At 63.9% G+C, this 20,119-nt stretch carries 19 protein-coding genes and 2 pseudogenes; 7 read left to right on the top strand and 14 right to left on the bottom strand.

Annotated elements, in window-relative coordinates:
* Window positions 1-19: 19 nt before the first annotated feature.
* On the bottom strand, window positions 20-502 hold the full coding sequence (gene mntR, locus F0A17_RS18075) for a manganese-binding transcriptional regulator MntR (protein ID WP_149329877.1): 483 nt from the start codon (window positions 500-502) through the stop codon (window positions 20-22).
* 205 nt (window positions 503-707) lie between these two features.
* Between mntR and F0A17_RS18070 the strand changes: the two genes are divergently transcribed.
* Both F0A17_RS18070 and F0A17_RS18065 read left to right on the top strand, forming a co-directional pair.
* Window positions 708-1,499: a metal ABC transporter ATP-binding protein gene (locus tag F0A17_RS18070; RefSeq protein WP_149329750.1), complete on the top strand. Its 792-nt coding sequence runs from the start codon at window positions 708-710 to the stop codon at window positions 1,497-1,499.
* A 43-nt stretch (window positions 1,500-1,542) separates the two neighbouring features.
* The gene (locus F0A17_RS18065; RefSeq protein WP_228716962.1) at window positions 1,543-2,421 is read left to right on the top strand and encodes a metal ABC transporter permease; all 879 of its coding nucleotides are present in this window, start codon (window positions 1,543-1,545) and stop codon (window positions 2,419-2,421) included.
* Between the two features lie 23 nt (window positions 2,422-2,444).
* Here the strand turns inward: F0A17_RS18065 and F0A17_RS18060 are convergent, their stop codons facing one another.
* Together F0A17_RS18060 and F0A17_RS18055 are read right to left on the bottom strand one after the other, a co-directional pair.
* Complete coding sequence (locus tag F0A17_RS18060; protein WP_149329748.1) at window positions 2,445-3,320, bottom strand: DMT family transporter; 876 nt, start codon at window positions 3,318-3,320, stop codon at window positions 2,445-2,447.
* Between the two features lie 275 nt (window positions 3,321-3,595).
* The gene (locus tag F0A17_RS18055) at window positions 3,596-4,894 is read right to left on the bottom strand and encodes a D-alanyl-D-alanine carboxypeptidase (protein ID WP_187774734.1); all 1,299 of its coding nucleotides are present in this window, start codon (window positions 4,892-4,894) and stop codon (window positions 3,596-3,598) included.
* A gap of 570 nt (window positions 4,895-5,464) precedes the next feature.
* Here F0A17_RS18055 and F0A17_RS18050 point away from each other — a divergent pair.
* Window positions 5,465-5,983, top strand: a complete 519-nt coding sequence (locus F0A17_RS18050) for an Hcp family type VI secretion system effector (RefSeq protein ID WP_149329746.1) — start codon at window positions 5,465-5,467, stop codon at window positions 5,981-5,983.
* A gap of 195 nt (window positions 5,984-6,178) precedes the next feature.
* Here the strand turns inward: F0A17_RS18050 and F0A17_RS18045 are convergent, their stop codons facing one another.
* From F0A17_RS18045 to F0A17_RS18025, 5 genes are all read right to left on the bottom strand, one after another.
* Window positions 6,179-6,994 (bottom strand): ABC transporter ATP-binding protein, encoded by an 816-nt coding sequence (locus F0A17_RS18045; protein WP_149329745.1) that lies wholly within the window; start codon window positions 6,992-6,994, stop codon window positions 6,179-6,181.
* Window positions 6,991-8,148, bottom strand: coding sequence for a FecCD family ABC transporter permease (locus F0A17_RS18040; RefSeq protein ID WP_228716953.1), 1,158 nt, complete (start codon window positions 8,146-8,148; stop codon window positions 6,991-6,993). Before F0A17_RS18040 ends, F0A17_RS18045 begins: the two co-directional genes overlap by 4 nt.
* Before the next feature lie 9 nt (window positions 8,149-8,157).
* On the bottom strand, window positions 8,158-9,114 hold the full coding sequence (locus F0A17_RS18035; RefSeq protein ID WP_149329744.1) for a FecCD family ABC transporter permease: 957 nt from the start codon (window positions 9,112-9,114) through the stop codon (window positions 8,158-8,160).
* A 65-nt stretch (window positions 9,115-9,179) separates the two neighbouring features.
* A complete protein-coding gene (locus F0A17_RS18030) occupies window positions 9,180-10,115 on the bottom strand; it encodes an ABC transporter substrate-binding protein (RefSeq protein WP_149329743.1) in 936 nt (311 codons plus the stop codon).
* A gap of 160 nt (window positions 10,116-10,275) precedes the next feature.
* Window positions 10,276-11,163, bottom strand: a complete 888-nt coding sequence (locus tag F0A17_RS18025; RefSeq protein ID WP_149329742.1) for an ABC transporter substrate-binding protein — start codon at window positions 11,161-11,163, stop codon at window positions 10,276-10,278.
* Between the two features lie 202 nt (window positions 11,164-11,365).
* Here F0A17_RS18025 and F0A17_RS18020 point away from each other — a divergent pair, with 202 nt between their 5' ends.
* Both F0A17_RS18020 and F0A17_RS18015 read left to right on the top strand, forming a co-directional pair.
* On the top strand, window positions 11,366-12,394 hold the full coding sequence (locus F0A17_RS18020; RefSeq protein WP_149329741.1) for a LysR family transcriptional regulator: 1,029 nt from the start codon (window positions 11,366-11,368) through the stop codon (window positions 12,392-12,394).
* 111 nt (window positions 12,395-12,505) lie between these two features.
* On the top strand, window positions 12,506-12,697 hold the full coding sequence (locus tag F0A17_RS18015; protein WP_149329740.1) for a DUF2061 domain-containing protein: 192 nt from the start codon (window positions 12,506-12,508) through the stop codon (window positions 12,695-12,697).
* Window positions 12,698-12,708: 11 nt separating this feature from the next.
* Here the strand turns inward: F0A17_RS18015 and F0A17_RS18010 are convergent, their stop codons facing one another.
* Window positions 12,709-13,131, bottom strand: a complete 423-nt coding sequence (locus tag F0A17_RS18010) for a hypothetical protein (protein WP_149329739.1) — start codon at window positions 13,129-13,131, stop codon at window positions 12,709-12,711.
* A gap of 111 nt (window positions 13,132-13,242) precedes the next feature.
* Entirely contained in the window at window positions 13,243-14,004 is a 762-nt protein-coding gene (locus F0A17_RS18005; protein WP_149329738.1) for a sulfite exporter TauE/SafE family protein, read from the bottom strand.
* Between the two features lie 219 nt (window positions 14,005-14,223).
* On the opposite strand from F0A17_RS18005, the gene F0A17_RS18000 reads away from it, so the two are divergent.
* Window positions 14,224-14,682, top strand: a complete 459-nt coding sequence (locus F0A17_RS18000; RefSeq protein ID WP_149329737.1) for a thioesterase family protein — start codon at window positions 14,224-14,226, stop codon at window positions 14,680-14,682.
* A 6-nt stretch (window positions 14,683-14,688) separates the two neighbouring features.
* On the opposite strand, the pseudogene F0A17_RS17995 reads toward F0A17_RS18000, so the two are convergent.
* From F0A17_RS17995 to F0A17_RS17980, 4 genes and pseudogenes are all read right to left on the bottom strand, one after another.
* Window positions 14,689-15,330, bottom strand: a pseudogene (locus F0A17_RS17995) (FAD-binding protein); the annotation flags it as partial.
* Window positions 15,327-15,455 (bottom strand): annotated as a pseudogene (locus F0A17_RS17990) (electron transfer flavoprotein subunit beta/FixA family protein); the annotation flags it as partial. The pseudogenes F0A17_RS17990 and F0A17_RS17995, both read right to left, overlap by 4 nt.
* Window positions 15,433-16,962, bottom strand: a complete 1,530-nt coding sequence (gene putP, locus F0A17_RS17985; protein WP_149329736.1) for a sodium/proline symporter PutP — start codon at window positions 16,960-16,962, stop codon at window positions 15,433-15,435. The pseudogene F0A17_RS17990 and the gene putP, both read right to left, overlap by 23 nt.
* A gap of 97 nt (window positions 16,963-17,059) precedes the next feature.
* Window positions 17,060-17,854 carry a pyrroline-5-carboxylate reductase family protein gene (locus tag F0A17_RS17980; RefSeq protein WP_187774733.1) on the bottom strand — a complete coding sequence of 265 codons (795 nt, stop codon included), beginning with the start codon at window positions 17,852-17,854 and terminating at the stop codon, window positions 17,060-17,062.
* A gap of 174 nt (window positions 17,855-18,028) precedes the next feature.
* Here F0A17_RS17980 and F0A17_RS17975 point away from each other — a divergent pair, with 174 nt between their 5' ends.
* A complete protein-coding gene (locus F0A17_RS17975; RefSeq protein WP_149329734.1) occupies window positions 18,029-20,080 on the top strand; it encodes an NADH:flavin oxidoreductase in 2,052 nt (683 codons plus the stop codon).
* Window positions 20,081-20,119: the final 39 nt, after the last annotated feature.

Here is a 20,119-nt window from a genome sequence, read left to right as displayed (position 1 = left end):
ACGCAGGCGAAGCGAGGGATCAGGAGCGCCGACGCTCCTTGTCGCGAATGAAGCGCTCCATGATGTCCAGGGTCTCCTGGCTGACGTGATGCTCCATGCCCTCGGCATCGATACGCGCCGTGTGGTCGCTCACGCCCAGTGCGCGCAGGAAGCGCAGCACGGTAGTGTGGCGCTGCTGCGACATCCGCGCCATGGCCTCGCCCTTCTCGGTCAGGAATAGCGAACGGTAGGGCTTGCTGGCCACCAGGCCGAGGCTCTTGAGCCGCGTGACCGTCTTCGACACGGTGGCTTGGCTGACTCCCATGCGCAGCGCGACATCCGTCGAGCGTGCCTCCCCCTGATGTTTCAGCAGGTCAGCGATCAGCTCCACGTAATCTTCCAGCAGTTCGGTCTCATGGGCATTGCGCACGGCAGCGTACTGCTGCGCATGCTGCTCGCTCGGCGGCAAGGCATCCGCCTTGCAAAGGCTGACGGCAGGCGAGTCGTACGGGGTATCGGTCATCGGGCCAATATAGGGCAACTGCCAGGATGGCAGCAACCGTACGCCCGCCGGGTTTCGCTTCACTCAACAAGTTAACCTCGGCTAAGATATTTGCTGCACGCTTAGAAACTCCCTACATTGATATGACACGACACGGCTCATTCATATCGGCCCAGGAAGGGCCATGGAGCCATCGTCAACGGCGACGTGATCCCAGGAGGCAACCGTGAGTGAACTCGCCCCGGCGATCCAGGCAAGGAACCTGTACGCGGCCTATCATCGGCAGGTCGTGCTCTGCGATGTTTCGCTATCGCTACCCCAAGGTCAATGGACGGCCATCGTCGGGCCCAACGGCGCCGGTAAATCTAGCCTGCTCAACATCGTGATCGGCAACCTCGCCCCGCTGCGCGGTGAGATCAGGGTGCTGGGCGAGAGCGCCGAGTCGCAGCGGCGGGCGGGAAGCATCGCCTACATGGCCCAGCGCGAGAACATGGAGTGGGACTTCCCCATCTCGGTGAGGGAAACGGTGATGACCGGCCGCTACGGCCTGATGCGTCACGATCCGCTCTGGCAGCGGCTGCTGCCGATGCGCTGGTCGCACCCGAGCCATCGGGAGGCGGTCGAGGCCGCTCTCGATGCGGTGGACATGGCCGATTACGCCTCGCGCCCCATCGGTGAACTTTCCGGCGGTCAGAAAAAGCGGGTTCTGCTGGCTCGGGCGTTAGCACAGCAGGCCGATATCCTGCTGCTCGACGAACCCTTGGCGGGGGTCGATCCGCCCAGCGAGGCGCTGATCCTGTCCACGCTGGAACGCGAACGCCGCGCCGGCCGTACCGTCATCATGGTGACCCACGACCTGCCCAGCGCTCGGCGTCAGGCCGATCACGTGCTGTTGATCAATCGCACGGTGGTGGGGATGGGCAGGCCCGATGACATGCTCAGCGACGCCATGTTGGCTCGCCTGGCGACGAGCAGCGCACCTGAGCCCCTCGCGGGAGGCGTCCGTGTCGCTGCTTGAGGGCGTGAGCCTCGAGATTGTCGATGCTCTGGCCTCGCTGCTGATGGTGGCGGTCGGCCTGCTGCCCGAGAGCATTGCGGCTCCCTTCGAATATCAATTCATGCAGCGCGCCTTGATCACCTCCGTGCTGGTGGGCGCGATCTGCGGGCTGCTCTCGTGCTACGTGGTGCTCAAACGCTGGTCGCTGCTCGGCGACGCCATTTCCCATGCCGTGCTGCCCGGCGTGGCCATGGCCTATCTACTGGGCTGGCCCTTCTTCGTCGGCGCCTTCATCACTGGCGCACTGACCTCGTTGGGCATCGGTGCCCTCGAGCGACACACCCGTCTCAAGGCGGATGCGGCCATGGGCCTGATGTTCACCGCCGCCTTCGCCATCGGGATCGTCATCATCAGCAAGCTCGCCTCCAGCACGCATCTCATGCATATCCTGTTCGGCAATGTGCTGGGAGTGAAACCGACCGCCGTGGCGTTGACGCTGCTGGCCAGTCTTCTGGTACTGGGCGCGATCTGGCTGGCCTACCGTCCGCTGCTGCTCTATGCCTTCGACCCGTTGCAGGCCCAGGCGCTAGGCTTTCGCACCGGCATGATTCACTACGGCTTGATTCTGCTATTGACGCTGACCATTGTCGTCAGCCTGGAAACCGTCGGTATCATCCTGGTGGTGGCGATGCTGATCATTCCCGGCGCCACGGCTCATCTGCTCACCGATCGCTTCCCGGCCATGCTGGCCATCTCGGTGACGTTAGGCGTGTCGTCCGCCGTCGTCGGGTTGCAACTCTCGGCGACCTTCGACATCGCCTCGGGAGCCGCCATCGTGCTGGTCGCGACGGCCCTGTTCTGCCTTGTCCTGCTGGCGGCACCCAAACACGGTTTGATCGCAGGCTACTGGCGCCGTTGGCGCCTGGGCCACGCCCAGACCTGACCGCGCCCCCAGGCCGAATGACGCTACGAAGTGGGACGACGCTTCAGGGTGGTCCGGCGATCGTGGTAGGCGATCGCCAGGCCGCTGCCGACGATCAGCGCACTGCCGACAAAAACCCATACATCGGGTATCTCGCCCCAGAACCACCAGCCCAGCAACACCGCCCACAGTATGGCGGTGTAGTCGAAGGGGGCGGCAATCGCCGCCGGGGCATGCCGAAAGGCCATCGTGATGAAGGCAGTGGCCCCCACCCCCATGACGCCGGCAGCGAGAAACCCCGGCCAGTGCCAGGGCTGCGGTGTCTGCCACACCCAGGGCAGCGCCAGCGCGGTAAGTACCAACGGCACCAGCGTCATGTAGAAAACCATCGCCCAGAGGTGCTCGGTCGCGCCGTAGCGCCGCGCGGTAATCATCATCAATGCGTAGAAGACCGCCGCACCGAGGAGCACCAGCGAACCCAACTGGAAGGCATCACCGCCCGGACGCACCACGATCAGCACCCCGAGGAAGCCGAGCAGCGAGGCCGCCATGACCGGCGGATCGATCTTTTCGCCCAGCAGCGGCACCGACAGCAGCGTAACGAACAGCGGCGCGACGAAGGCGATCGCCGTAGCCTCGGCCAGCGGCAGTAAGGTTAGCCCGAGCACGAAGCAGAACATGGTGCCGGTATAGATCAGGCCGCGTACCAGATGCACGAAAGGCCGTCGTGTGCGCAGCTTGCGCAGGCCGCCGCCATAGTGCGCCAGCAACGCGATCAGCGGCAGCGACACCAGCGTGCGGAAAAAAATGATCTGTAGCGGTGAGTGCACCTCGCCCAACCATTTGGCAATCGCATCGCCAATGGCCAGGCAGAGCACGCCGGCGCACATGAACAGAATGCCCTTCAATGACGGCGACATGACACCCTCCTGGCTGCCAAAAAACCACCCCGCCGCCCTGAGACGGGCGGCGGGGCTTATCGATTAACAACCTAACGGCTGACGCAGTCGACGGCAAGTGACGTGACCAAATGGCGCACAGGGCCAACGGCTGGCCGGTGCCGGATACCTTCTGGCGCGTAGTCATGCAAGAAACGTCGTGTTCGCCGTTGGCCTGATCCGTCGGGAAAATCTTCGGTACGAAACGTCAACGCCCCGCATCGCGGGGCGTTGACGTTCCTCTGAATCCGTCCGCTTCAGTTGTGAGCGACCACCATGCAATCCATGCCCCGCTCGCGCAAGCTGCGGCAAGCGGAGTGGGCCACGCTCTCCTGCAGATCGACCAGCCGGGCGCGGAAGACACGCTGGTCGCCCTCCGCTTCGGCGACGGAAACGCGTACATCGCTCAGCTCGCTGGCCAGTTGGTCGGCCGCCTGGGATGCCAGGTGACGCGCCTGATCGGCATTATTGAAGGCGCCCACCTGTACGGCCCAACCACCGGCAGCGGGCCGAGCGGAATCGGCACGGTCGATGAGGACGCGAATCGGATCGTCGGCGGACCCCATCTCGATGCCCATCTCGGACTGGAAGGAGAGTCGCTGCTCTACTTCGGTGGTTTCCCTTCGGGGGCTCGTGTTCGCCGAGGCCAGCTGCGAGGCCGAAGCCGGCGGGCTCTCCGGCAGGTCCATACGATCGCCCAGCACATCGGCCCGGGCGATCCAGTCGCCCCGCTGCAGCATCGAGAGCCGAGCGAAGCCGCGATCGAGCAGGTCGGCCATGTGGGTATCGCGTGAAGCGGCGGTGAATCCGCCCATCACCACGGAGACGATGCGGCGATTGTTACGTATCGCCGAGGTCGCCACGTTGAAGCCCGAAGCGCGAATGAAACCCGTCTTGAGTCCATCGGCGCCGGGATAATTGCGCACCAGCCGATTGTGACTGGTATGCGTCGTTCCGCGATAGGTGAAGCTCTGGGTCGAGAAATAGTGATAGTACTGCGGGAAATCCTGCATCAGGCGAATCGACAGGGTCGCCATGTCACGCGCCGTGGTGACCTGGGCGTTGTCGGGCAGTCCCGATGCGTTGCGAAATACGGTGTCCTGCAGGCCCAGCTCGCGGGCGCGCTGGGTCATCATGCGCCCGAAGTTGCCCTCCGTGCCGCCCAAGGCCTCGGCCACCACCACGGCCACGTCATTGGCAGAGCGCACCACCAAGGCCTTGATCGCCTCCTCGGCCCTGATTGTACTGCCAGGAGAGAGCCACAGCTTGGAGGCCGGCATGGAAGCCGCATGCGACGACACCGTGAGCGGCTGATCCAGACGCATATTACCGCTTTCGATCGACTCGAACAGCAAGTAAAGCGTCATCATCTTCGTCAACGAAGCGGGATAGCGCGTGGCATCGGCATTTTCCGCATGCAGCACGTCACCGCTCTCGACATCGATGACGATGGACGCATAGCGGGGGTTGGCCTGTGCCGCCCCGATTGCCAATAACTGAAAACAGAACAATAAAAAAACGGCCACACCGAGGTTGTGTCGGTTGGAGGAGCGCATGACGTACACCTCTGGTTCCCTTGTGATTCCCTGTGGCCCGATTCTGGAGCGGACCTCGCCCCAGTATGGCGACTAAACGGAACGCTTTACAGGCGGAATAGCGGGTTTTTTTGTCGATATACTCTATGCTTCCATTAACCGACCGTTAATTAAACAAAACGTAATAATAACTTACAATTACTAACCAGCGCTCAGCCGGGCAACTCCCAAGCCCGACGACCGCCCGTCAGCTCGACCGACGCGGAAGAGTGTGCTGCTCGTCGTTTCCCTAGGCGTTTCAAGCATGGCCAGCAGCCGCTGGGGCTCGGAGTTCTCCTGCATATCCAAGCAAACCGCCTCTCTCGTGCGTCTCCCTGTCTCGCATGAGCCAAAACGGCTTAGGCAAGAAATTGCCTACTTGGGCAATGACTTGCCCAGTTCAGGCAACTTGTTGCCTAATTTTAATTAGGAATCAATCGTGATTCGCAGTATGCCTTTGTATTGTTTTAATTTTTTCTCATCAGGCACGCATTCTGCGTTTAACGTTTTGTCCATCGAGACATTTCTCTTACTTCGTCAAGGAGCAGACTCATGCCGACACCTTGCTACATCAGCATCGAAGGCCAGACCCAGGGCAACATTACCGCCGGTGCCTTCACCCCGGATTCCGTGGGCAACATCTACGTGGAAGGCCACGAAGACGAGATGCTGGTCCAGGAATTCAAGCACGTCGTGACCGTGCCCACCGACCCGCAGTCCGGCCAGCCCTCCGGTCAGCGCGCCCACAAGCCGTTTGTCTTTACCGTCGCGCTAAACAAGGCCGTCCCGCTGATGTACAACGCACTGGCTTCCGGCGAAATGCTGCCCAACGTCGAACTGAAGTGGTACCGCACTTCGGTCGAAGGCAAGCAGGAGCACTTCTTCACCACCACCCTGACCGACGCCACCATCGTCGACATCAACCTGCGCATGCCGCACGCCCAGGACATGACCAAGGCCGAGTTCACTCAGCTAATGGATGTCTCCTTGGCCTACCGCAAGATCGACTGGGAACACACCGTCGCCGGCACCTCCGGTTCCGACGACTGGCGCGCCCCGATCGAGTCCTGATCGGCTCGCCCTTGCCCTGCCCGCTCGTCGGGGGGGCTTGCACGGCGCGACACCAGCGCTTGCATCGAACGCTGGTGCCGTGTCGTATACGATATCGCTGACAGGCGATGCCAGTTTTTCCTCTCCTGTGCCGTTTCGCTCGTGCTCACCGGCTCAATGCGTTCTATCGCGCTGAGGGCAACGAAGCCTGGGCTGTCAGCCCTCGCCCTCACGCTTCTTCACTCTGCCCGCCCGCCTTACGTTGGCCAGCAGCAGGCTGCCGGTGGCGGGATCGGGGATCAGCGTGCACTCGATGTCGTAGAGCTGGCGCACCAGGTCGGTGGTGACCACTTCGCCGGGCGGTCCGGCAGCGATCAATTGCCCGTTGCGCAGCGCCAGCAGATGGTCAGCGTAGCGACAGGCACTGGCGAGGTCGTGCAGCACCATCACCACGGTGCGTCCGGCGGCGGCGAGCCGGCCTACCAGTTCGAAGACTTCGATCTGGTGGCCGAGGTCGAGCGCCGAGGTGGGTTCGTCGAGCAGCAGCAGCGGCGTCTCCTGGGCAATGGTCATGGCGATCCAGGCGCGCTGGCGCTGGCCGCCCGAGAGAGTGTCCAGGGGGCGGTCCGCCAGTTCGCTCACGTCTGCCGCGACAAGCGCCTTGCCCACGATCCGTTGATCCTCCGCCGACCACTGGCGCAGCCAGCCTTGGTGCGGTTGCCGGCCGAAGCGTACCAGCTCTGCCACGGTCAGCCCTTCCGGGGCGGTGGCTTCCTGGGGCAGTAAGGCCAGGCGCCGGGCCAGTTCCCGCGCCGGCAGCTGCTGGATGTCTCTGCCATCGAGCAGTACGGCCCCCTGCTTGGGCGCGTGTAGCCGTGAGAGGCCGGCCAGCAGGGTGGACTTGCCGCAGCCGTTGGGTCCGACGATGGCGGTGACCTTTCCCGCCGGCAGAGAGAGCGCCAAGCGATCGATGATCGTCGCGCGGCCATGGCACAGGGTCAGGTCACGGGTGGCGAGTTCATGTTGCGTCATGCCAGATTCCTCGAAGCCGGTCGCAGCAGTATCCACAGCAGCCAGGGGCCACCCACCACGGCGGTGACGATGCCCACCGGGATCTCGATGGGAGCGAGCAGCACCCTTCCCGCCAGATCGGCCAGCACCATTACCAGCGCGCCCGCCAGGGCCGAGGCAACGACCGGCACGCCCCGCGGCGAGGAAAGCGAACGGGCGATCTCGGGGCCGATCAGGCCGATCAGCCCCACTGGGCCGGCCACGGCAACGGCAAGCCCGGTCAGCCACACCGAGACCACCAGCACCTGCCAGCGTCGTTGTGAGACACGCAGACCAAGACCGGACGCCACGGCATCCGAGAAGCGCATCAGGCTGAGCGCGCGGGTGAGCCAGAGGGCGGCGCCCAAGCCGAGCGGTAAGCCAACGGCGAGGAGTGTGACGGCCCCCGCCGGACGGGCGTTGAGCGAGCCGACCGTCCAGGGGTAGGCGGCATTGGCGGTATCGATGTGCACTTTGGCCATCAGCAGTTGGGTGATGGCGCCAAACACGGCGCCGACGCCAATACCGGCAACGATGAAGCGATAACCCCGGGTGCCGCCACCGGCCGCCAGGCCAAAGGTCAAGGCGGCGGCGGTGGACGCACCCACCAAGGCCATGGCGGGGGGCGCCAGAGAGACGCCCAGTCCGATCACCGAGGCCACGGCAAAGGCGGTAGCGCCATTGTCGATACCGATAATGCCCGGTGTGGCCAGACGGTTGCGGGCAAGGGTCTGCATCAGGCAGCCCGCCACGCCGAAAGCGGCGCCCGTCAGACAGGCGGCGGCCAGGCGCGGCAGGCGCAGTTCCTGTACCAGAAATACGGCCATTATGTCGCCACGCCCCACCAGCGCCGGTAGCACCGCCTGTGGCGCCAGCGGGTTGCTACCCATGGCCAAGTAGGCGAGTGAAGCCATCAACAGCGCCATCAGCAGGACCAAGGCGGCCCCGAAAGCGCGCCGATCGATCAACAGGCTGCAGGGCACCCTGCCGTCCGCCGCCTGCCACGCCAGACGCCAATGCCCCGAAGGGGCGACGACATCGTTTGCGGCCCCCTCGCATCGCTCTTCAGCGGGCCATTGTCGCGTCTGGTTTTGGGCTGACACATCACAGCGCATGGCGGCTTTCTCCCTTCCCATGATCCTCCCTCAAAGGGTCGGCATTCGCCGCGCTCTTACCACGGCAATCAGCACCGGTGCACCACACAGGGCCGTGAGCACACCCAGCGGCATCTCCGAGGGAGCAACCACTATGCGCGAGACGATGTCGGCCGTAATCACCATCAGCGGCCCCAACGGCAGACAGAACCACAAGGTGCGGCGAACATCGGGGCCAGCCAGCGCTCGGGCGGTGAACGGCACAACCAGGCCAATGAAAGCGATGGGACCTGCCGTGGCGGTGGCGGCCCCCACCAGCAGCGCCACGGCCACGATCACCAGCAGTCGAATCAGCCCAGGACGATGCCCGAGACCGCTGGCGATACGTTCACCCAACGCCATTGCCGCCAGGGGGCGGGCCATGGCGAGTACCAGACCGCCAGCCAGCAACAGACTGGGCAGAATCGCAACGAGATGCTCGAGTCGGCGTCCGGCCAGGCTGCCGACGATCCAGAAGCGGATCTCGTCCGCGGCGCGCTGATCGAACAGCAGCAGCAGCGAGGTGAGCGAAAGCAACAGTCCCGTCAACGCGGCACCGGCCAGTACCAGACGCACCGGATCATTGCCGGTCCCGCTCACCCGGGCCACGCCGAGCACGCAGAGGCAGCCCACCATGGCGCCGAGCTGCGCCACGCCGACCCGCATCGTCGTTGCCGTGGCCCCCAATAGCAGCGCCAGCGCGACGGCGAAGGCCGCACCCGCACTGACACCCAGCAGCCCCGGCTCGGCCAGGGGGTTACGCGTGACCGCCTGCAGCAGAGCGCCGGCCACACCAAGCGAAAGCCCCACCACCAACCCGATCAAGGTACGCGGTAAACGCAGCGAGCCGAGGACGAACCTGGCCTCCGCGTCGCCCTGTCCCATCAATACGGCAAGCGCCCGGGCCGGGCCGACATCGCCGGCGCCCAGCAGCAGGCTGGCCAGGCAGATCATGGCCAGTAACACCATCAGGCCCGCCAGCCTCATGAAGAGATGGCGGGCCGAAAAAACGCCCGAATGAGGAACCGCGTCCATCAAGGCGTCAGCGCTGCGTCTAGCCCATCCAGAATTGCCAGCGCCGCCAGCGGACCGGAGGCGCTCGACCACAGCTGGCCGTCGACCGGCACGACCTGGTCGCGGGCGACCACGTCAAGGCGGGCAAAGGCCGGCGACATCTTGGCAGCTTCGAGCGCATCGCGCCCTTCCTCGTTGAGCGTCGCCAGGAATAGCCAGTCGGCATCGACGCGGGAGAGGTTCTCCAGGCTCAAGGTATCGCTGTGCGGTTTGCCCTCTTGCACCAGGCCGGCATCGTGGATCGCTACGCCGGCAGCGCGCAGCAATCCGGCGGTAAACAGGTCGTCAGACAAGACCATGGGACCTTGTGGCATCCAGCGTACCAGCACGGCGCTGGGTGCCTCATCGGCAACGGTACGCTCGGCAATTTCGGCGGCTCTCGCATCCACCTGCTCGAGCAACGCGTCGATTTCCGCCTCTCGCCCCAAGGCCTGAGCGTACAGGCGCGTTTCGTCCCGCCACAGTTCGGGGCCGAGCCCTTCGGATAGCGGCACCACGGTCGGCGCCATGCGCGAGAGCAGCCGATACTGTGCCTCCGGCAGCTGCGGTGGAGCCAGGATCAGGTCCGGCTCAAGACTAAGCACAGCCTCGAGATTGATCTCGCGCACCACGCCGACAATGGCGGGGCGCTCGTCGTCGAGATGGGCCTCGATGTAGTGAGCCACCCCGTCCCCGCCACGGGTGGTGACGGCGCCCAAGGGAGTGATGCCAACCGCCAAAGCGGTATCGAGGGCGCCTTCATGGAGGGTCACCACGCGCTCGGGGGCGCTTGGCACTTCGATGTCTCCGTAAGCGGTCGTCACGGTAGCTGCCTGGGCCGGCATGACAGCCAGGGCAAGCAGGATCGCAAGGCCAATGGTGACCGGTCGGAGGGGCTTGGAAAGGAGCGGTAACATGGGCTCTCCTGATTCGAGCAGGCGCCACCGATCACAGCAGCGCGAACAGGCTGAATGATAATGAATATCAGAGTTAATGGCTGCCTACATTTCAGTGGCAACGCATCGTTCGATAATTCGCAACATGCACCCATCGCCATGGTCGTAGGGACAACGAGACCTATCCGCGCTTTCCGAGCGCCGCCACGACCTCGTCGACTTGAGCGCGCACGCTCTCGAGCCCGGCGCCGGAGAGATACCAGAGACCGGGGGACAGCAACTCAACGGCGATCTCTCCACCTCCCGCAGCGGTCAGCGACTCCCTGAGCGCACTGACATCCAACGGTGCCTGGCCAATCGCTGCGCTGCGGTCCACCACCAGCAGTACGTCAGGGTTCATACGCGCCATGGTGGCGGGCGTCATGGGGGTGAAGGCGCGACCGCCCCGCTCGAGAGATTCCACGTCTTCCGGCACGGCCGGCGTATCCAACTGAAGCAACTCGAAAACGACCGGCTCGTGGCGCAGGGAGTAGTTACCGTCGTTGTGAGTCACCACGATCACTGATCCTTTCCCGGGCAGCGACCCGCGTGCGCGCTCAATGTAGGCGTGGAGCTCTTCGAGAGCCGCCTCGGCCTGCATGACGGCGTCGTAGCGCTCAGCCAGGTGCCGCACCTTGTCGCTGTAAGTTTCGAAGAAAGCCCCTTCGGTCAAGGAGACATCCATCACCTCAGCGACTTTATTGAGTGCCTGGCCGGCGTCGCCCTGGCGGCCGGTCACCAGGATCAGTTCGGGCTGGGCTGCCGTTACCGCCTCGACATCCGGCTCCTTGAGGTTGCCGACATCGGTACGATCCTCGAGCAGATGCGCCACGTAGTCCGGTGCCGATGGGTGCGGCAAGCCGACGAGATATTCCTCGAGACCGAGAGCTGCCAGCGTATCCGTGCTTCCCCAGTCGAAGCTGACCACGGAGGGCTTGCCCCCGGCCCCGGACGATTCGGCATGAACCGCCAGGGGCAAAGCGACCATCGCCATGGACAGTGCCGGTACCAACCACTTGCTGGGCATCATCGTATCTCCGGAATAATGAGAATCAATCACAACGAAGAAGAGACGCTAGCACGATCCATGAGGTTATTGCCGCAACGGTGCGTTGCAGGAAACAGAACCCTGCGACCGGAAGTTCAGGAGCAGCCTTCAAGAAAGCGCAATGATTTTCATTTGTCCTTTATGCTGGCACAATACTTGGGTCTTCCCTCCAGCGGTTGCCATCATGCACGACTTCGACGAGCTTCTTGCCTTCGACCATGTCATGCGCTCAGGCAGTCTGACTCGCAGTGCCCGCGCCTTGAATCTGGCCAAGTCGACGTTGAGCCGGCGTATCTCCCAGCTCGAGCGTCAACTGGGCCAGACCCTGCTGCGCCGGCAATCCAACCGGCTGCTGCCCACCGAGGCAGGCCAGCTCTTTCATAGCTACTGTCGGCAGATCCTCGAACTCGCCGAACAAGGCCGGCAAGCGTTGGAAGAACTGAGCGAGGAGGTCAGCGGCGAGCTGCTCGTGACGACCCACAATGCGCTGGCGCGCAGTTGGTTGGCCTCGCGACTGTCCACGTTCATGGACATGCACCCAGGCATTCGTCTGACGCTACAAGTCCACGGCGCGCCGCCCATGAAGGCTGACAGCCAGGCGGTCGGCATCTGGCTGGGCGAGGTTCTCGGAAGCGAGCTGCACCAGGAAACCCTGGGCTGGCTTAGCTGTGGACTCTATGCCCACCCTAGCTACCTGGTACGCCATGGCGCCCCACAGCATCCCCGTGAGCTATCCCGGCATGCATGGATCGACCTGCTCGGCGAAACCGAGCAAGGATTGACACTCAGCCACCCAACGCAGGGAGAGTTTCGTTTTCAGCCTCCCGATTCGCGCTTTCGGGTGGACCAGCAGATGTTGCATGGCGACGCTATCTCCCAAGGGCATGGCCTGGGTGTCATGCCTGATTGGCTGGCCAGCGCCCGCGAACGTGCTCATCCTGGCTCGCTGGTACGTTGCCTTCCAGAGTGGAGCGCCTCGCCGCTTCCCGTCACGCTGCTCTATGCCTACGGCCCCCGGCCCCGGCGTCTCAGCGCACTGCTCGGCTTTCTGCGCCAAGCCACACCGGCCGAGTGGGTACGAGATGCGAAGGAAAACCTGGAGGGGAGCGTTCCGAGTTCGCAAGTCATCAGCGGGACACGATATGCAACGCGCAGCTCCTTTCCTCTCGAGCCCAGCACGCTCTATTCATCGGACGAAACCCAAGGGGCATAGGCCGCGGAAGCGATTGTTTCGCACTATCGATTCCATCCAAAAAATCCGCTTACGCTATGACAGCGACATGCGTATTCTTTGAGCATGATTCTCACTTGCGGAACCAACACCATGAAGAAGACCGCTACCTTCGCCGTCGTGCATTTCTGCGTGGCGTTTGGCGTGACCTACCTGCTGACCGGAAGCTGGGTATTGGGCGGCATGATCGCGCTGATCGAGCCCAGCGTGAATACGGTCGCTTATTTCCTGCACGAGAAGGCCTGGGGATACGTCAACCGCCGCCAATCCTCACTGCTGAGCTAGCTCCCTCATCGTCAGTTCTCGTTCTCGAGCGTCAACAGCACCCTGTAGGGGTAGTCGCGCCCCATTGCTCCGTAGGCCGAGGGGCCCGCATGTGGGGTCGTGACTCGCAGATACCAGGTGCCGGCTTCCAGGTCACGCTCGATCCGAAAATTGCTGCCCTCGCCGCTGGTCCAGTCGCGTGCCACGATCTGCCCATCGACGTCGAGCAGCTGGCCCGCAGGCGACACGACGCCCTCATCTCCGGGAAAAGTGAGGCTTTCCAGCACCACGCGAGCGGGTGCTTCCAGCGTGAACGTGAAGTAGCGCTGGCCTGCCGTGAGCACTTGGTAAGACTGTCCGGGGATGAGCACCTGTGCCCTATCGCGCAGGTCGCCCACGGAAGAACAGCCGGTCAGCAGCAGCAGGGCCAATAGCGAAGACACGAAGCGGCTCATGACAAGATCCTTCTCTGAACGCAGGTTATCTTGAGTCTAAACCCACCAGGGGAAATAAGCGGCCCCATGAACCCTTCATGCCGCACGCCAGCAGAACGGTCTGCTCCGCGTTCATCCTGCCAGCCGCTGCACACCCAACCAGATCAAGCGCAATGCCAGCAGCGTCAGTACCCACTTGAAGAGGAAGTCGAAGCGGCTGTCGGTCACGCGCTGCAGCAGCCGCAGCCCCAGCCAGGTGCCCAGGAATCCTGCCGCCACCATTGCCAAGATCAGCCCCAGCCAGTCGCGGAAGACAAAGCCGGCGAAGCCGAAGATAAACGCCTTGGTCAGATGCTGCAGCGTCATGCAAGTGGCGAAGGTGGCCACCCGCGGCAGCCGTTCGCTCATGCCGAGCTTGATGAACGAGGCCACCATGGGGCCACTGGCGCCTACCAGGCTGGACAGCAGGGTGGTGACGGCACCGGCGATCATGGTGCCGGTGCGCCCCACCGCTCGCTGTGGCAAACCAGGCCCCCAACTGGAATAGAGCACGAAGGCGGCGATGCACAGCTCCAGTACTCCCGACGGCAGACGCACCAGCAGCCAGGCCGCGGCCAGGGCCCCGACCACCACGCCCGGTAGAAAAGCCGCAACAATATCCCGGCGTACATGGCGCCAGGTCATCACCGCGCGTCCGCCGTTGGAGCCCAACTGGACCATGCCGTGCACCGGGATCAGCGCCATCGCCGGCATCACTTGGGCCAGCACGATGATCAACAACGTGCCCCCGCCGATGCCGGCCGCAGCGGAGAGCGCCGAGGTCAGCGCCGAGAGCGCCACCAGGCTAAGGTTGAGCCCGCCCGACAGCGGCGAGAGCAGCTCCAGCATCAGCATTGAGACCTCATGGTCGAGCCCATGCCCATGCCAAGGGAGAGGAGCAGCGATGGCATCATGTTATTTCCACACTCAAAACGTTAATGGGGTATCGCCCCGGGAGGGGCCTCCCCTACCTTAACCAAGGCAGCCATAATTACCTCAATAAGCTTTTCAGCACCATATCAATGGGGGACAGTTGCGTTTCCCGCTATGGGAGCCATTCGAGCAGAGGAACCCATGCAGCTACTGACGACCCGGGTCGCCCCGGAGTGGGTCGACTACAACGGCCATATGAACGATGCCGAATACGCCAGAGTCTTCTCGCTGGCGGTGGATACGCTGATGGAACGGATTGGGCTCGATGAAGATGGCCGCGAGAACCTGGGGTACACGCTTTTTACCTTGGAGACGCACCTTTGCTACCGGCGCGAGGCCCACCAAGGTCAGGCGCTGGCCGTCGACGTGCTGCTGCTCGACCGCGACGCCAAGCGACTGCACCTGTTCTTCACCATGCACGACGCCAACGGCGAGCTGCTGGCTACCAGCGAGCAGATGCTGATGGGCATCGATACGCACCAGCACCGGCCCGCCCCGTTCCCGCCCGCCGTGGTCGATGCCATCGAGGCCCTGCCGCGGGCCGAAGCCGACGCTTGGCCACAGGCCGCCGGTCGGCGTATCGGCATTCCGCGGCGTTGAGGGGAGTTACAGCTTGCTTTCCAGCTCCGGCAGGAGCTCGAACAGGTCGCCGACGAGACCGTAGTCGGCCACCTGGAAGATCGGCGCCTCCTCGTCCTTGTTGATCGCCACGATCACCTTGGCGTCCTTCATGCCGGCCAGGTGCTGGATGGCCCCGGAAATGCCCACCGCGATGTAGAGCTCCGGCGCGACGATCTTGCCGGTCTGCCCCACCTGCATGTCGTTGGGCACGAAGCCGGCGTCCACCGCCGCCCGCGAGGCGCCGATGGCCGCGCCCAGCTTGTCGGCGATGCCCTCGAGCAGCGTGAAGTTCTCGCCGCTGCCCATGCCGCGACCGCCGGAGATCACCACCTTGGCGGCGGCGAGCTCGGGACGGTCGCTCTGGGCCAGTTCCTGCTTGAGGAAGGTGGACTGGCTGTTGTCGACGACCGTGTCGACGCTCTCGATGGCGGCATGACCGCTCTCACCTACCGCATCGAAGCCGGTGCCGCGTACGGTGATGACCTTGAGGCTGTCGGCGCTCTTGACCGTGGCGATGGCGTTGCCGGCGTAGATCGGGCGCTTGAAGGTGTCGGCGTCGACCACTTCGACGATCTCGGACACCTGGCTGACGTCCTTCAGCGCGGCGACCCGCGGCAGCACGTCACGGCGATCTCGCAGAAAGGGTTCATGGCCATCTTGACGTTGGTGAGATCGACATCGGAGTGATCCGCCTTGACCCGGATCTTGACGTTGTAGTCGATGACGCGCTTAACCGCGACGAGGATCTTCATTCCATGCTCTCCCAGGTTCTTGGTTGATGTCTTCCAGCATGCTTTGAAACTGACGCTGCACCGCTTCGCCAGGTACACATGTCAGCAAGGTCACCAGCACGATGGCCAGCGCCGACAGGATGAACGCCGGCACGATCTCGTAGACATCGAACAGCCCGCCGCTGAGCTGGGCCCATACGATGACGGTCAACCCGCCCACGACGACGCCCGCCAGGGCGCCCCACTGGTTCATACGCGACCAGAACAGCGAGGCGATGAGCGCCGGCCCGAAGGCGGCGCCGAACCCGGCCCAGGCATAGGACACCAGCCCCAGCACGCTGGAATCCGGGTTCAGGGCCAGCATGACGGCCACGCTGGAGACTCCCAGCACCGCGATACGGCCAACCGTGACGAGCTCGGCCTGAGACGCCTGCTTGCGGAACACGGCCTTGTAGATGTCATCGGCAATGGTCGAGGAGCAGATCAGCAGCTGCGAGTCTGCTGTCGACATGACGGCCGCCAGCACCGCCGTCAGCAGGACACCGGCCACCAGCGGGTTGAACATGATATCGATCATGAACATGAAGATGCGCTCGGGGTCGTCCAGTCCTTCGGGGATGAAGGCGTTGCCGAGGATGCCGATCAGCAATGCGCCGACCAGCCCGACGGCGGTCCAGGTCACCGCGATGATGCGGGCCGTGGGAATGTTCCGGGCGTCATCGATGCCGGCGAAGCGCGCCAGGGCATGCGGCTGGCCGAAATAGCCCAGGCCCCACGCGAGCGAGCTGACGATCGCCGTCCAGGTCAGCAGCTCGCCGGTCGAGGCATCCCGCCAAGCATTCATGATGCCGGCCTTGGCTCCCTCGGCGGCCGTGAAGGCCTCGCTGCCTCCCCCCAGCTCGTGAATGGCCACGGCGGGTACGATAACGAGCGTAAGGAACATCATGATGCCTTGGAGCACATCGGTCCACGATACGGCGAGATAGCCGCCAAAGAAGGTATAGGAGATGACCGCCAGGGCACCGAGCAGTACCGCCAGCAAGTAATCCAGGTCGAAGACCGTATTGAGCAGCTTGCCGCCGGCCACCAGACCCGAGCTGGTATAGAAGAGATAGAAGGTAATGATGAAGACCGCTGCCACCAGCCGCAGGATGAGGCTGCGATCGTGGAAGCGCTTGGCGAGATACTCCGGAATGGTCAGGGAGTTGTTGGCGATGAAACTGTAGACGCGCAGACGCCGGGCGACGATCAGCCAGTTGAGCAGCGTGCCGGCCAACAGGCCAGCCGCCACCCAGAAGGAGGACATGCCCATCAGGAAGGCCGCACCGGGCATGGCGATCAGCAGCCATCCCGACATTTCCGAGGCTCCGGTGGAGATCGCCGTGGCGAAAGGGCCCAGCGTTCGGCCACCAAGCACATAATCGGCAAAGTCCGAGGAGCGACGGTAGGCCACGATACCGATCGCGAACATGACGAGGAAATAAGCCAGGAAAGTGCCGATGACGACACCGTGGTTCGTATTCAACATGGTTCAACCCGTTTATTGACTTTGTTTTCTACCAGAGCCGGCTTGTGCCTTGCGCGGCAAGACTTACACCTTGGGCCAGTGCATTCTCGCTTCTTTCTTACGGCGGAGAGATTGCTGCCCGGTGCGCCGCATCGAGGCCGCGATGAATCGCCTGCACGATTCCCTCATCCATCATCGTCCGCAACCCCTTGGCCGTGGTGCCGTCATAGGCGATCAGCCGCTCCACCATGTCGCCGGGCTCGGTACCCAGCGTCTCCAGCAGCAGGCTGCCGCCCACCAGGGTCTGCATGACGGCCTCACGGGCGATCTCCTCGGAGAGCCCCGCTCCCCGTGCGTGTTCCAGCATCGACTGGGCCAGCAGGGCGGGATAGGCCGGCCCGGCGCCGCTCAGGGCCGTCAGGTAATCGAGATCGCGCTCGGTCGGAAGCTCGCGCGCCGTGCCGCAGCTCGCCAGCAGCGCCTGGACGAGCCGCTTGTCGGCGACGCTGACCTGCGGTGAGGCAAACCAGGGGAAGTAGGCTCGGCGAATCTCCGCCGCGGCGTTCGGCATGGCACGCACTACCCGGCGGCTTCCCAACTGGTTGGCGATCTCCTGCGAAGGAGCCATCGCCAGCAGTGAGATGACCAGCTTATCGTCCAACTCGACTTCGAGGCTGGCGAGATCCTCCGGGCGTACCGAGAGCACGACGACATCCGCCAGGGCGACCAGCTCGCGGTTGTCCTTGACGCAACGCACGCCGGGCCAGTTGCGGTAGGCCTCGCCGCGAGAGGAGCGCGAGGAGATCACGAGTCGTTCGGGAGAGACGACGTTTCGCTCCAGCAAGGCCATGCCGAGCGCACGCCCCATCCACCCCTGACCGCCGATGATCCCGATAACAGCGTCTTGCGACATGGTTTTCACCTCCTCTGATCCCGAGTCGACATCTCCGGGGCAAACCTTCCAGCGCCTCATGACGACCATCCATTCCGGCCTTTCTTTTTCATGTACACATATGTACATTGAATTGACGAGCGTGTACACGCATGGTTAACGTTGTCAAGCACACAACAAGACGGAGACCCGACCATGGCCAACGATCCGCTGCTTCAGCCCTTCCAGCTCAAGCATCTCACCCTGAAGAACCGGCTCATGATGACTTCCCACGAGCCCGCCTACCCCGAGGACGGAATGCCCAAGGCGCTCTACCGGGCCTATCACGTGGAGCGGGCCAAGGCCGGCCTTGGCCTGACCATGACCGCAGGATCCGCGGCGGTGGCCAAGGACAGTCCGCCGGTGTTCAACAACATCCTGGCCTACAAGGATGAAGTGGTGCCCTGGATGCGTGAGCTGACCGACGCCTGCCACGAGCACGGCACGGCGGTGATGATTCAGCTGACCCACCTGGGCCGGCGCACGCGCTGGGACAAGGGCGACTGGCTGCCGGCGGTGTCGGCCTCGCATCGTCGCGAAGCATCCCACCGCGCCTTTCCCAAACAGGTCGAGGACTGGGACATCGAGCGCCTGATCCGCGATTACGCCAACGCCGCCGAGCGCATGCACGCGGCCGGCCTCGACGGCATCGAGCTGCAGGCCTACGGTCACCTGATGGATCAGTTCTGGTCGCCGCTGACCAATACCCTCGAGGCGCCCTACGGGGGCGATCTGGACAACCGGCTGCGCTTCACCTTCGACGTGCTGCGGGCCATTCGTCAGCGGGTCGGCGAGGATTTCATCGTCGGCGTGCGCTACACCGGCGACGAGAGGCTGCCGGGCGGGCTGACGGCCAGCGACGGCATGGCGATCTCGCAGCGCCTGAAGGACAGCGGCCTGGTCGATTTCCTCAACGTGGTGCGCGGACATATCGACACCGACCCGGGGCTCACCGACGTGATCCCCATCCAGGGCATGCCCAGCGCCCCGCACCTCGACTTCGCCGGCGAGATCCGTCGCCAGGTCGATTTCCCCACCTTCCATGGCGCCAAGATCCAGGACGTCGCCACCGCCCGCCATGCCATCGCCTCGGGCAAGGTCGACATGATCGGCATGACCCGCGCCCACATGGCCGATCCGCACATCGTGCGCAAGATCGTCGAAGGACGTGAAGAAGAGATTCGCCCCTGCGTCGGTGCCAACTACTGCCTCGATCGCATCTACCAGGGCGGTGCCGCCTACTGCATCCACAACGCCGCCACCGGTCGCGAAACCACCATGCCCCATACCATCCCCAAGGCAGCGCAGCAGCGCCGGGTGGTGATCATCGGCGCCGGCCCCGCAGGGCTGGAGGCCGCCCGCGTTGCCGGCGAGCGGGGCCATGAAGTGGTGGTGCTGGAAGCTGCCAGCGATGCCGGCGGCCAGGTGCGCCTCACGGCGCAGAGCGAGCGACGCCGCGAGATGATGGGCATCATCGACTGGCGCCTGGCACGCTGCGAGGCGCTCGGCGTCGAAATCCGCTACAACGTCTGGGCCGAGGTCGAGGACGTGCTCGCCGAAAAGCCGGACGTAGTGATCGTGGCTACCGGCGGCTTCCCCATGGAAGACAAGCCCGCAGTCGGGCACGATCTGGTGGTCAACACCTGGGACATCCTGTCGGGTCACGTGGCGCCGGGAAACCGGGTACTGCTGTTCGACGATGCCGGCGATCATGCCGCCATGCAGGCGGCGGAGATCATCGCCGCCACCGGGGCCGAGCTCGAGATCATGACGCCGGACCGCACCTTCTCGGCGGAGATCATGGCCATGAATCTGGTCCCCTACATGCGCTCCCTGCAGCGACCCAACGTCACCTTCACCCCCACCTACCGGCTGAAGTCCGTGGAGCGCAACGGTGGCGAACTGCTCGCCAAGATCACCAGCGACTACGTATCTCCAGGCAAGCAGGACCTGGACCATGAGCGCCGTATCGATCAGGTGGTGGTCAATTACGGCATCGCGCCGATGGCCGAGATGTACTTCGAACTCAAACCGCTCTCGCGCAACGGCGGGGAGGTGAACTACGAGGACCTGATCGTCGGCCGCCCGCAGACCGTCATTCGTCATGAAAAGGGAAAGTTCCAGCTGTTCCGTATCGGCGATGCCGTCGAATCGCGCAATACCCATGCGGCGATCTACGACGCCCTGCGGTTGGTGAAGGATATATAGCACTGTCTGCAAACTGGCTGAGCTTGGTCATATGAGGAT

This window comes from Billgrantia pellis (genome assembly GCF_008297955.1).
GTDB lineage: Bacteria > Pseudomonadota > Gammaproteobacteria > Pseudomonadales > Halomonadaceae > Halomonas > Halomonas pellis.
Note: the sequence above shows the minus strand (reverse complement) of the source record. Positions and strands in the feature narration are given on the sequence as shown.